At 62.8% G+C, this 12319-nt stretch carries 10 protein-coding genes; 5 read left to right on the top strand and 5 right to left on the bottom strand.

The genetic code is table 11. The features are described from left to right. The first annotated feature begins 44 nt into the window (after nt 1-44). From efp to DKW65_RS01660, 3 genes are all read left to right on the top strand, one after another. Nucleotides 45-614 (top strand): elongation factor P, encoded by a 570-nt coding sequence (gene efp, locus DKW65_RS01670; protein WP_111655624.1) that lies wholly within the window; start codon nt 45-47, stop codon nt 612-614. Continuing rightward, nucleotides 614-1552 (top strand): EF-P lysine aminoacylase EpmA, encoded by a 939-nt coding sequence (epmA, locus tag DKW65_RS01665; RefSeq protein WP_111655623.1) that lies wholly within the window; start codon nt 614-616, stop codon nt 1550-1552. Before efp ends, epmA begins: the two co-directional genes overlap by 1 nt. Before the next feature lie 78 nt (nt 1553-1630). After that, nucleotides 1631-2926 carry a substrate-binding protein gene (locus DKW65_RS01660; protein WP_245932370.1) on the top strand — a complete coding sequence of 432 codons (1296 nt, stop codon included), beginning with the start codon at nt 1631-1633 and terminating at the stop codon, nt 2924-2926. Nucleotides 2927-2930: 4 nt separating this feature from the next. Here the strand turns inward: DKW65_RS01660 and DKW65_RS01655 are convergent, their stop codons facing one another. Continuing rightward, complete coding sequence (locus DKW65_RS01655; RefSeq protein ID WP_245932369.1) at nt 2931-3866, bottom strand: alpha/beta fold hydrolase; 936 nt, start codon at nt 3864-3866, stop codon at nt 2931-2933. A 41-nt stretch (nt 3867-3907) separates the two neighbouring features. Beyond that, the gene (locus DKW65_RS01650) at nt 3908-5071 is read right to left on the bottom strand and encodes an acetyl-CoA C-acyltransferase (protein WP_111655621.1); all 1164 of its coding nucleotides are present in this window, start codon (nt 5069-5071) and stop codon (nt 3908-3910) included. Between the two features lie 131 nt (nt 5072-5202). On the opposite strand from DKW65_RS01650, the gene DKW65_RS01645 reads away from it, so the two are divergent. Next, nucleotides 5203-5892 (top strand): pseudouridine synthase, encoded by a 690-nt coding sequence (locus tag DKW65_RS01645; RefSeq protein WP_111655620.1) that lies wholly within the window; start codon nt 5203-5205, stop codon nt 5890-5892. Between the two features lie 279 nt (nt 5893-6171). Then, a complete protein-coding gene (locus DKW65_RS01640; protein WP_111655619.1) occupies nt 6172-7467 on the top strand; it encodes an OmpP1/FadL family transporter in 1296 nt (431 codons plus the stop codon). Nucleotides 7468-7536: 69 nt separating this feature from the next. Here DKW65_RS01640 and parC read toward each other — a convergent pair whose 3' ends face one another. Genes parC through DKW65_RS01625 form a run of 3 tightly spaced genes read right to left on the bottom strand, consistent with a single transcriptional unit; the run spans nt 7537 to nt 12286 of the window. Further along, on the bottom strand, nt 7537-9777 hold the full coding sequence (parC, locus tag DKW65_RS01635; RefSeq protein ID WP_111655618.1) for a DNA topoisomerase IV subunit A: 2241 nt from the start codon (nt 9775-9777) through the stop codon (nt 7537-7539). Between the two features lie 20 nt (nt 9778-9797). Further along, on the bottom strand, nt 9798-11684 hold the full coding sequence (parE, locus tag DKW65_RS01630; protein WP_111655617.1) for a DNA topoisomerase IV subunit B: 1887 nt from the start codon (nt 11682-11684) through the stop codon (nt 9798-9800). Nucleotides 11685-11695: 11 nt separating this feature from the next. Beyond that, nucleotides 11696-12286 (bottom strand): YqiA/YcfP family alpha/beta fold hydrolase, encoded by a 591-nt coding sequence (locus DKW65_RS01625; protein WP_111655616.1) that lies wholly within the window; start codon nt 12284-12286, stop codon nt 11696-11698. Between the last annotated feature and the right edge of the window lie 33 nt (nt 12287-12319).

Below are 12319 nucleotides of genomic sequence, written 5' to 3'. Positions count from 1 at the left end.
GTTATCATTGCCGCCCTTATTCGCGTTTCACTGTGGGTGTCTACATGGCGAGCTATTCTACCAACGAATTCAAGTCCGGCCTGAAAGTGATGCTGGACGGCGATCCCTGCGCCATCGTCGAGAACGAATTCGTCAAGCCCGGCAAGGGCCAGGCCTTCAATCGCGTCAAGCTGCGCAATCTGCGTTCCGGCAAGATCTGGGAGCGCACCTTCAAGTCCGGCGAGAGCCTTGAAGGCGCTGACGTCATGGATGTGGAGATGCAGTACCTCTACAGCGATGGCGAGTTCTGGCACTTCATGAACCCCGAATCTTTCGAGCAGCTGCCCGCCGATGAATCCGCCGTGCGCGACGCCATTCAATGGCTCAAGGAAGAAGACCTGTGCACCGTGACCCTGTACAACGGCGCGCCGCTGGCCGTGCTGCCGCCGAATTTCGTCGAGCTGGAAATCGTCGAGACTGACCCCGGCCTCAAGGGCGACACTGCGGGCACGGGCGGCAAGCCCGCCAAGCTGTCCACCGGCGCCACCGTACGGGTGCCATTGTTTGTGCAGACCGGCGAAGTGGTCAAGGTCGATACCCGCACCGGCGAGTACGTCAACCGCGTCAAGGGCTGATGACCGACGACCGCTGGCGACCCACTGGCAGCGCCCGGGCTCTCAAGGCCCGGGCGCAGTTGTATGCGGCCGTCCGCGCCTTTTTTGCCGCACGCGAGGTGATGGAAGTCAGCACCCCGGTGCTGGCCGCCCACGGCGTGACCGATCCGCATATTCCCTGCATCGCCGTCCCGGGCTATGGCTACCTGCAATCCTCGCCGGAATACCATATGAAGCGGCTACTGGCCGCCGGCTGTGGCCCGCTCTATCAGATCAGCCACGCCTTCCGTGACGGCGAAGCCGGGCAACGCCACAACCCGGAGTTCACCTTGCTGGAGTGGTATCGCCCCGGCTTTGACCTGCAAGCGCTGATCGACGAAACGGTGACCCTGCTGGCGGCGCAGCTCCGTCAGCCCCCGGTACAGCAACATCGGTTCCGTGATCTGTTCCAGGCGGTGACCGGCCTGGACCCTGTGCAGGCCTCGCTGGATGCGCTGTACCGTGCCAGCGCAGAGGAATTGCCTGCGCATCTGGACCGCGCCGCGCTGGTGGATTACCTGATGGCCACGCGCATCGAGGCCGCCCTGCCCGCCCATACACTGACGGTGATCAGCCACTACCCCGGCTGGGCCGCAGCGCTGGCGCGCACCACCCCGGACCACGACGGCGAGCTCGTCGCCGAGCGCTTCGAGATCTATTACGGCGCCATGGAACTGGCCAACGGGTATCACGAACTGACCGACGCGGCCGAACAGGCGCGGCGCTTCGACGCAGATCAGCAACGACGTGACGCGGCGGCCCTGCCGAGCATGCAAGGCGACCCTCATCTGCTGGCGGCACTGGCGCAAGGCCTGCCCGACTGTGCCGGTGTCGCCCTCGGTCTGGACCGCCTGCTGATGTGCCAACTGGGCGCCACCAGTATCCGCGAGGTGTTGGCCTTCCCCGGCGATATCGCCTGATACTGACCTGATCCTCGTCCTGATCCCCCTACCAACGACTAATACTGACGCCGGGAGCGCGCGTGGTACTTGTTGAGCATGGATACAACAAGAACGGGGGAAATCACCATGCGCCATGCCCGCCATGGTCTGTCGACACTGCTGTGTGCCGGCGTGACCTTGCTTGCCTCACTGACCGTCAGCGCCGCCCCGCCGGTGGCCATCGGCATCAATTACCCACGTAGCGGCGAATACAGCCAGGAAGGCCTGATGCAGATGCGCGGCGCGCTGATGGCCATCGATGAAATCAATGCCGCGGGTGGCGTGCTGGGGCGCCCCATTACGCTGCTGGAAGCCGACACCGCCTCACGCCCGGCCCAGGCCGCCGACAATGTGGACCAGTTGGCCGACCAGGGCGCGCGCATGCTGTTCGGTGGCTCCTCCAGCGCGGTCGCCGTGGCCGCCGGTCAGCGCGCCCGCCAGCGGGGCCTGCTCTATTTCGGCACCCTCACCTACTCCAATGACACCACCGGCAAGGACGGCCACCGCTATATGTTCCGCGAGTGCTACAACGCCTGGATGTCCTCACGGGTGCTGGGGCAACATCTGCGCGAGCACTTTGCCGACCAGCGCTATTTCTACATCACTGCCGATTACACCTGGGGCCACACCACCGAAGCGTCGATGCGCCGTTTCACCGACACCGAAAGCGAAGGGGATCATGGTCGCACCATGATCCCCTTCCCCGGCGGTCGCTATCGGCAGATCCAGGCCGCACTGACCGAAGCGGCCGAGAGCGAAGCCGAGGTGCTGGTGATGGTGCTGTTCGGCAACCAGATGGTGACCGCGATGCGCATTGCCCATGAAATGGGCCTGACCCGGCGCATGCAGATCGTGGTGCCCAACCTGACCCTGAGCATGGTGGAGCAGGCCGGCCCGGGCATCATGGCCGGGGTGCTGGGCGCCTCGCCCTGGACCTGGAATGTACCCTTCCACTACGACTACCCGCGCGGACAGGCCTTTGTGAATGCCTTTGCCGAACGCTACGAGACCTACCCGTCCACGTCGGCCGCCTCGGCCTACAGCATCGTTTACCAATGGCGCGACGCCGTTGAACGGGCCCGCAGCTTCGACAGTGAGCGTCTGATCGCGGCCCTGGAAGGCCATCGCTACAGCCTGCTGAAAGACGAACAACAGTGGCGCGCCTTCGATCACCAGAACGTGCAAACGGTTTACGCGGTGCGCATCAACCCGCGCGAAACGGTGATGGCGGATCGCTTTCGTCAGAATTACTTCGAGATCCTTGACGCCATGGATGGCGAACGCGCCGCCCAGACACAGGTGGAGTGGATCGCAGAGCGGCGCCGCTACGGACAACCGCCCCGGCTTGAGTGAGCGGTCAGGCGGAAACCCTGCCGGCGGTGTCCTCGATCAGGTCGGCGATCTGCGGCAGCACGCTTTCCGGCAGGTCGTGGCCCATGCCCGGAATCATGTGCAGGCGGGCGCCGGGGATATGCTTTGCCGAGGCCTTGCCGCCAGCGGGCCGGATCAGCGGGTCTTCGGCACCGTGGATGATCGTGGCGGGGCAGCGGATCGTTTTCACATAGCGCGTCAGGTCGCCGGTGGCCAGGATGGCAAAGAACTGCTGGCGAATACCGCGCGGGTAGAGACCGCGCTCCCAGCTTTCGCCGAACATCTGCTCGACCAGTTGCGCGCCCGGATCAAGGGTGCCGCCAATCCGTTTCATCATCTCGTGGCCGAAGGCGATGTATTGCTCGCGGTTCTCGATACGCACACGCGGCGCCACCAGAGTCTTCAGCGCGGCCGGTTTCGGCGGTGGCAACCAGCGGCTGTTGGTGCCGGACATGATCGAGGTCAGGCTGGCCACCCGCTGCGCCCGGGTAGCCGCCATCAACTGGCTGATCATGCCGCCCATGGACACGCCGATCAGGTGGGCACGTTCGATCTCGAGGGTATCCAGCACGGCGCAGGTATCGTCCACCATATCGTGCAACGTATAGGGCGCATGCACCTTGAGGCCCAGGGTGGCGCGGGCGATGGCGGCAGCAGGCGAGTGCCGGATGGCACCGCGCAGCTTCGTGGACAAGCCGACGTCGCGGTTATCGAAGCGAATCACGCGAAACCCGCGCGCCGCCAGATCATCCAGCAGCGGCGCGGGCCAGAACACCATCTGGGCTGACAGGCCCATGACAAACAACAGCGGCGTGCCATCCTCCGGGCCACGCTCGTCGTAGCACAGTTCAATGCCTTGCGGCGTGGTCACGGTGCCACTGCGCAGGGGGTGCGCAGCGGCGAGCGGCAATGCAACGGTCATGGGCTCAGTCCTTCCTGAAACAATCTCTCGATCCGGGGACCTTATACCACCTCGATAATGGTGGCATTGGCCGTGCCGAGCCCCTCGCAGATGGCCAGAAGGCCATAGCGGCCACCGCGACGACGCAGTTCATGCACCAGCGTGGCCATCAGCTTGGTGCCGGTGGCGCCCAGCGGATGCCCCAGCGCCTGGGCGCCGCCGTTGACGTTGAGCTTGTCCAGATCAGCCCCGATAGCCTTGGCCCAGGCCAGCGGCACCGAGCCGAAGGCTTCGTTCACTTCGTACAGGTCGATCTGGTCAATGGTCATGCCCGCCTGTTTGAGCACCTTCTCGGTGGCCGGGATCGGCCCTTCAAGCACCATCGTCGGATCACTGCCCACTACCGCCATGGTGTGGATCTTCGCCAGCGGCTTGAGACCATATTCCTTCACCGCCGCCTCGCTGGCGATCAGCACCGCCGAAGCGCCGTCGCAAATCTGGCTGGCGAAGGCCGCTGAAATCACACCGCCGGGTTGCAGCGGCTCAAGGCTCAGCATGGCCTCGTAGTCCGGTTCCCAGCGAATGCCTTCGTCGGTGTCATGCACCAGTTTCTCGCCCTCGATATCCACCTCGATGGGCACGATCTCTTCCTTGAACTTGCCCGCTTTGGTGGCAGCCGCACCATTGACGTGGCTGGCGTAGGCGAATTTCGCCAGCTCTTCGCGGGTCACGCCGTACTTGCTCGCCATGCGCTCGGCACCGACGAACTGGCTGAAGGTTTCACCCGGATAGCGCTTGCCGATTTCGCCGGTAAACGGGTTGCCCAGCTCCTTGGCTACGGTCAGTGGCGCGCCAATAGGCACCTGGCTCATCGATTCCACCCCGCCCGCAATGATCAGGTCCTGGGTGCCGGAGAGCACGGCCTGCGCGGCGAAGTGAATGGACTGCTGGGACGAACCACACTGACGGTCAATGGACACGCCGGGCACGGATTCCGGCAGCTTCGAGCTGAGAATCGACGTGCGGGCAATGTTGAAGGTCTGGGGCCCGATCTGGCTGACGCAGCCATAGATGACATCGTCGATCTTTTCCGGCGGCACGCCGGTGCGGTCCAGCAGCGCATCGATCACGATACCGCCCAGATCGGCGGGATGCTTGCGGCTCAGGCGTCCGTTGCGGCGCCCCCCGGCGGTACGAACAGCATCAACAATGTAGGCAGTGGCCATGGGTCTCTCTCCTGATCAGGTTTGGCGCGTCGCGCGTGCACAGAGACTACCGCTCCCCCTTTACCCGCCACAATGACCCTTGATGACGTCGTGAGCAGACACCTGGTCATGCAGAGATTACACTCCGCGCCATGCGTCTGGATTACTTCGTTGCCCATGCCACCGGCCTGACCCGCAGTCAGGTGCGGGATCTGATTCGCCGCGGCGCGGTGCGCGTGGACGGCCAGCCGCGCGTGCGCGCCAACCTGAAGCTCTCTGGTGAAACCGTGTATCTGGATGATGCCCCCCTGACACTGCCCGGGCATCAGTATCTGATGCTGCACAAGCCCGCCGGGGTCGTCTGCTCCACCGACGATCCGGGCCATCGCACCGTGCTCGACCTGATCCCCGCTGCGCTGCGCCGCGACCTGCACAGTGCCGGGCGGCTGGATCTGGACACCACCGGGCTGGTGCTGCTGACCAGCGATGGCCAGTGGTCGCATCGCATCACCTCCCCCAACAGCCATTGCCCGAAGCGCTACCGCGTGGATACCGCACGGCCACTGACCGCCGAAGCACTGGCGCAGCTCGCTGCCGGCGTTGTGCTGCGCGATGACCCCACCCCGACCCGGCCTGCCGTGGTCACACCGCTGAATGACACCCGGCTGAGCCTGACCATCAGCGAGGGCCGCTATCACCAGGTGAAACGCATGCTGGCCGCCGTGGGCAACCACGTGGTGGCGTTGCACCGCGAGGCCATCGGGGCGGTCGAGCTGGATGCCGAATTGCCGGAAGGCCATTGGCGCGCGCTCGGCCGCAGCGAAATCGACGCGTTCCGGTAAGTCAGACACGGTTCACATTTCCCTGTTTTTTACAGTTACCCCTCAGGAAACCGCCCGGTCATGCGCTTGGTCGGTTACAATGTGAAACACTCAGGGACTGAGTCGTAGAACAATGCCATGCTGGAGCGCTACAACGTTTTAAGGCCGGAGTGCCTTGTGATTCTTGTGCAGCCTGTTTCTGCACGTCACATCGACATTTTTTTCGCGGTATCTCGCGATGTCGTCTCTAGATAATGACCAGAAGTGCGCCTGCTCGCAGGCAGGCGCTGGGAGAGCCTTATGTCCAGAATTTATCCTTTTTCCCTGTCCGCGCTGACCGGCGCCCTGATCCTGGCCAGTGGCCAGAGTCTCGCTGGCGGCCTGTCGCTGAATGAGCAAAGCGCCAGCGGCATGGGCACCGCCTATGCGGGCCGAGCGTCCTCCGCACTGGACGCCAGCACCCTGTACGGCAACCCGGCCGGCATGTCGCGCCTCAACCGTGCCCAGGTCAGCGGCGGCCTCGCCGTGCTGGCACCGAATGTCGATATCAAGGACGCACAAGGCGACGCGCCCGGCACCAATCAGGGCAACATGGTGCCCACCTCGACCATTCCGTTCGGCTATTACGTCACGCCGATCGACGACAACTGGCACTTCGGCATTGGTGCCTATGCCCCGTTTGGCGGCCATGCGGATTACGAAGACACCTTCCAGGGCCGCTACCAGGGGCTGGAGACCGAAGTCCGTGTCATCACCGTGCAGCCCACCATCAGCTATCGCTTCAATGATCGTATTTCCGTCGGTGCGGGGATTACTTTCAATCGCATCGACGGCACGCTGAGCAATAATTTCAGCAACGCCACGATCTCGGGCGGCACCAATCTGACGGACGCTACACTGACCAGCGAAGGTGACGACTACGGTTACGGCTACAACCTGGGCGTGATGGCCGACGTCCTCGACGGCACCACGGTAGGCCTCACCTACTATTCCAAGGTGGATTACACCCTCGAAGGCCACACCACGCTGGAAGACATGGACCCTGCCGCAGCCGCTTTCGGCCTGGTCAACGGCCGCTACGACGCGCAGCTGGATTTCACCACACCAGAGCATGTGGCCGCCTCGGTCAGCCATGCGCTGGACGAGCGCTGGACGCTGCATGGTGGCGCAGTATGGACCCGCTGGAGCCGCTTGCAGCGTATCGATGTGGAAAATGAGGGCGCCCAGGGCGCACTGGCCGTAACGTCTGAAGAAATCCGCTTCCGCGACACGCTGGCGGTGTCGTTCGGCGCGTCCTATCAGCTCGACGAACAGTGGATCTTGCGCGCCGGGTTTGCACTGGATGAATCACCGGCCACCAGCCAGGACCGCAGCGTGCGCGTGCCCTACGGTCACCGCAAGGTGCTGGCCATCGGCGCCGGCTGGTCACCGAATCCGGACCTGACACTGGATCTGGGCTATGCCTATCTGTGGGAGAGTGACGCGGCCGTGGAACAGGAAGACAGCACCGGCCCTGCGGCCCTGCGGCCCGGGTACAGCGGTACGTTCAGTACCGATGTGCACGGGTTATCTGCGCAGTTGAGCTACCGCTTCTGAGGCAGGTTCTGCCTGAGTAGAAACCTGCCGGGCTGAGCACCGCGAAGCCCGGCAGGTTTCACTCCTTGTTCAGTCGTCCTTGCGCTCTACCGCCATGCGGTCCACATTCTGGAAACCACGTGGCAACTTGGCACCACGCCGACCCCGCTCACCGAAGTAATGCTCCAGGTCCGACGCTCGCAAACCGATGTGCCGCTTGCCTGCATAGATCAGCAGCGTATCCGCCGGCGCCAGCACCTGCGCTGCCACCACAAACTCCAGCCGCTCCTGCACCCGCGCCGACGGGATCGACATCATCTTGTTGCCCTTGCCTCGCGGCATCTCCGGCAGCTCACTCACCGGGAACACCAGCAGGCGCCCTTCGTTGGACAGGACTGCAATCAGGTCGTCCTCGACACGGCGTACCGGCTGCGGCGCCAGCACGCGCGCGCCCTTGGGCACGGTCAGCACGGTCTTGCCCGCCTTCTTGTTCGCCTGCATATCACCCAGCCTGGCAATAAAGCCGTAACCGGCGTCGCTGGCCAGCAACCAGGCCGACGTGTCCTGGCCCATCAGTGCCGCGACAAAACTCGCCCCGCTGGGCGGGTTGAGCCGGCCAGACAGCGGTTCGCCCTGACCACGTGCCGACGGCAAGGTATGTGCGGGCAACGAATAACTGCGGCCCGTGCTATCGAGAAAGCAGACCGCCTGATTCGACTTGCCCTGTGCCGCAGACAGGAAGCCGTCACCGGTCTTGTAACTCAGGGCCACCGCATCCACATCATGCCCTTTGGCGGCACGCACCCAGCCCTTCTCTGACAACACCACCGTGACCGGATCGGCCGATACCAGCTCGGTTTCATCCAGCGCCCGGGCTTCGGCGCGCGATACCAGAGGCGAGCGACGCGCGTCCCCGAAAGTCTCGGCATCCTGCTTCAACTCGCGCGCCACCAGATTTTTCATCTTCGTCATGGAGCCCAGCGTGGCTTCCAGCCCTTCGCGCTCTTTCTGCAACTCATCCTGCTCGCCGCGAATCTTCATTTCTTCCAGCTTGGCGAGGTGACGCAGTTTCAGTTCCAGGATCGCTTCGGCCTGCCGGTCGGAAATGCCGAAGCGTTCCATCAGCACGGCCTTGGGCTCATCTTCATAACGGATGATGCGAATCACTTCATCGATATTCAGGAAGGCCACCAGCAGACCTTCCAGGATATGCAGGCGATCCAGCACCTTGTCGAGGCGATGCTGCAACCGGCGGCGCACGGTGATCATGCGGTACTGGAGCCATTCATTGAGAATGGTGTCCAGCGACTTCACCCGGGGGCGACCATCGATGCCGATCATGTTCAGGTTGATGCGGTAGTTCTTTTCCAGGTCGGTGGTGGCAAACAGATGCCCCATCAACTGCTCGACATCAATCCGGCTGGAGCGCGGTGTAATAATCAGTCGCGTCGGGTTCTCATGGTCGGACTCATCGCGCAGATCGCTGACCATCGGCAGCTTCTTCTTCTGCATCTGATCGGCAATCTGTTCCAGCACCTTGGCGCCGGATACCTGGTACGGCAGCGCAGTGATGACGATGTCGCCTTCCTCGCGTTCCCACACCGCCCGCTGCTTGACCGAGCCCTTGCCCTCGGCATACATGCGGATGATGTCGTTACGCGGCGTGATGATTTCCGCCTGGGTGGGGAAATCCGGCCCCTGGATATGCTCCATCAGATCATCCAGCGACGCGCCGGGGTCTTTCAGCAAATGAATACAGGCGCTCGCCACTTCGCGCAGGTTGTGCGGCGGAATATCCGTACTCATGCCCACAGCAATACCCGTGGTGCCGTTGAGCAACACATTGGGCAACCGCGCCGGCAGCAGTTTGGGCTCATCCATGGTGCCATCGAAGTTCGGCACCCACTCCACCGTGCCCTGACCCAGTTCGGCCAGCAGCACCTCTGCATAAGGCGCCAGGCGCGACTCGGTGTAACGCATGGCGGCAAAAGATTTGGGATCGTCGGTGGAGCCCCAGTTACCTTGCCCATCCACCAGCGGATAGCGGTAACTGAATGGCTGCGCCATCAATACCATGGCCTCATAACAGGCCGAATCACCATGCGGGTGGTATTTGCCCAGCACATCACCCACGGTACGCGCGGACTTCTTGTACTTGGAGGTATTCTTCAGGCCCAGCTCGCTCATTGCATAGACAATGCGTCGCTGCACCGGCTTCAGACCATCACCGATATGCGGCAAGGCCCGATCGAGAATGACATACATGGAGTAGTCCAGATATGCCTTCTCGGTGTAGTCCTTGAGGGATACTTTTTCGAAATCGTCTGCCATGGATTACTCGCTACCGAGGCTTATATCTCGGCCAGATTGCCCTTTTCTTCCAGCCAGGTCTTGCGGTCCCCGGCCCGTTTTTTCGACAGCAGCATGTCCATGATCTGATGGGTATCGTCGGTCCCATCGATGGACAGTTGCACCAGGCGGCGGGTATCCGGCGCCATGGTGGTTTCACGCAGCTGCAACGGATTCATTTCACCAAGCCCCTTGAAGCGCGTCACCTGCACCTTGCCGCGTTTCTTCTCGGCGGTGATGCGATCCAGAATGCCCTGGCGCTCATCCTTGTCCAGCGCGTAGTAGACATCCTTGCCCACATCAATGCGGTACAGCGGTGGCATGGCCACGAACACATGTCCCTCACGCACCAGCGTCGGAAAATGCCGCACAAACAGGGCGCACAACAGCGTGGCGATGTGCAGCCCGTCAGAGTCGGCGTCGGCCAGAATGCAGACCTTGCCGTAACGCAAACCGTTGAGGTCGTCCGAACCGGGTTCGATCCCCAGCGCCACGGCGATGTCATGAATTTCCTGCGAGGCGAGCACTTCCGAGGAGTCCACTTCCCAGGAATTCAGAATCTTGCCGCGCAGCGGCATGATGGCCTGGAACTCGCGGCTGCGGGCCTGTTTGGCCGAACCGCCTGCAGAATCCCCTTCCACCAGGAACAGCTCGGTACGTGCCGGATCATCACTGGCGCAGTCCGCCAGCTTGCCAGGCAACGCCGGGCCGCTGGTGATCTTCTTGCGCGCCACTTTCTTGGCCGCACGCATGCGCCGGTTGGCATTGCTGATGCACAGCTCCGCCAGTCGCCCCGCTTCGTCCGTGTGCTGATTCAGCCACAAGCTGAAGGCATCCTTGACGACACCGGAAACAAACGCCGCCGTCGCGCGTGAACTGAGGCGCTCTTTGGTCTGCCCGGCAAATTGCGGGTCCTGCATCTTGACGCTGAGTACGTGACAGGCGCGATCCCAGATATCTTCTGGCGACAGTTTGACGCCACGCGGCAACAGGTTTCGGAATTCGCAGTACTCGCGCATGGCATCCAGCAAGCCGGCACGCAGGCCGTTGACGTGGGTGCCTCCTTGCGGGGTGGGAATCAGGTTGACGTAGGACTCGGTCACCAGTTCGCCCCCTTCCGGCAACCACAGCACCGCCCAGTCTACCGCTTCGGTGTCGCCCCGCATGACGCCGGTAAAGGGCGCCTCGGGCAGCTTTTCCCAGCCCCGCGTGGCGTCATCCAGGTATTCCACCAGGCCATCGGCGTACTGCCAGGTTTCGTTCTCGCCGTTGATCTGGTCTTCCAGTGTGACCGCCAGACCGGGGCACAGCACGGCCTTGGCGCGCAGCAGGTGGCGCAGTCGGGGCACGGCAATTTTTGGCGAATCAAAATAGCGTTCATCGGGCCAGAAATGCAGACGCGTGCCGGTATTGCGCTTGCCGCAGGTGTCGATCACTTCGAGATCGCTGGTTTTTTCGCCATGGGCGAAGGTCATGCGATGCACCTGACCGTCGCGACGCACGGTGATTTCCAGTTGCCGCGACAGCGCATTCACCACCGACACACCGACACCGTGCAAACCACCGGAGAACTGATAGTTCTTGTTCGAGAACTTGCCGCCGGAATGCAGCGTGGACAGGATGACCTCCACGCCGGGTTTCTTCAGCTGCGGGTGCATATCCACGGGCATGCCGCGGCCGTCGTCTTCCACCGATACCGAACCGTCCTTGTAGAGCACCACCTTGACGCTGCGGGCATGACCCGCCAGGGCTTCATCAACGCTGTTGTCGATGACTTCCTGGGCCAGATGGTTGGGGCGGGTAGTGTCGGTGTACATGCCCGGGCGTTTGCGCACCGGGTCCAGGCCCGAAAGGACCTCGATATTCTCGGCTGTATAATTGTTGCTCATGTATGTCCTGCTCAGGAGTTCAGGGCAATGCCACAGAACCGCAACACTAGCGGAATAAAGGCGTCGAAGTCATCAAATCCGTGGCTACCGCCCAATCCGCGGTACAGATGGCAGTCTTCGTAAAAGTCCCAGGTGTCACGCCAGTCCAGCGTGTCGTCGCCAGTCTGCATCAGCACCAGCAAACGCTCCGGGTCATCCACCTGCGGCACTTCATAGGCACGCAGCTCATCCACCCAGTGTTGCTCCAGGTGAAACGGCTCGCCGGTATGGTAGTTGGCCATGTCGCCCACATAGTCCCCCAGCAAGGCCCAGGGACGCACGGCGGGATTGATCAGTACGGCTTTCAGGTCATGGTGTGCCGCCAGCCAGGTGGCATAGAAGCCGCCCAGGGAGGACCCCACCAACGCGGCAGGCCCGGCCCCGGCGAGGGTACTTTCCAGCACCGCCATGGCCCGCTTGGGTTCCGGCGGCAGCGCGGGCACATGAATCCGGTCTTCGGCGCCATGACGGCGAAACCAGTCCACCAGCAGGCGCGCCTTGAGCGACGCCGGCGAACTGTTGAAGCCGTGGATATAGACCAGTGATGGCGATGAGGTGGCCATAATCGGGTTTCCTGTGCGGTGGCATCAGCTCCC

This window comes from Isoalcanivorax indicus, from assembly GCF_003259185.1.
GTDB lineage: Bacteria > Pseudomonadota > Gammaproteobacteria > Pseudomonadales > Alcanivoracaceae > Isoalcanivorax > Isoalcanivorax indicus.
This window is presented reverse-complemented; position numbering and strand designations above follow the sequence as displayed.

Excerpts from the sequence above, each read along its gene's own strand:
- efp (WP_111655624.1), top strand. The coding sequence starts at position 45 with ATGGCGAGCTATTCTACCAACGAATTCAAGTCCGGCCTGAAAGTGATG.
- epmA (WP_111655623.1), top strand. The coding sequence starts at position 614 with ATGACCGACGACCGCTGGCGACCCACTGGCAGCGCCCGGGCTCTCAAG.
- DKW65_RS01660 (WP_245932370.1), top strand. The coding sequence starts at position 1,631 with ATGGATACAACAAGAACGGGGGAAATCACCATGCGCCATGCCCGCCAT.
- DKW65_RS01655 (WP_245932369.1), bottom strand. The coding sequence starts at position 3,866 with ATGACCGTTGCATTGCCGCTCGCCGCTGCGCACCCCCTGCGCAGTGGC.
- DKW65_RS01650 (WP_111655621.1), bottom strand. The coding sequence starts at position 5,071 with ATGGCCACTGCCTACATTGTTGATGCTGTTCGTACCGCCGGGGGGCGC.
- DKW65_RS01645 (WP_111655620.1), top strand. The coding sequence starts at position 5,203 with ATGCGTCTGGATTACTTCGTTGCCCATGCCACCGGCCTGACCCGCAGT.
- DKW65_RS01640 (WP_111655619.1), top strand. The coding sequence starts at position 6,172 with ATGTCCAGAATTTATCCTTTTTCCCTGTCCGCGCTGACCGGCGCCCTG.
- parC (WP_111655618.1), bottom strand. The coding sequence starts at position 9,777 with ATGGCAGACGATTTCGAAAAAGTATCCCTCAAGGACTACACCGAGAAG.
- parE (WP_111655617.1), bottom strand. The coding sequence starts at position 11,684 with ATGAGCAACAATTATACAGCCGAGAATATCGAGGTCCTTTCGGGCCTG.
- DKW65_RS01625 (WP_111655616.1), bottom strand. The coding sequence starts at position 12,286 with ATGGCCACCTCATCGCCATCACTGGTCTATATCCACGGCTTCAACAGT.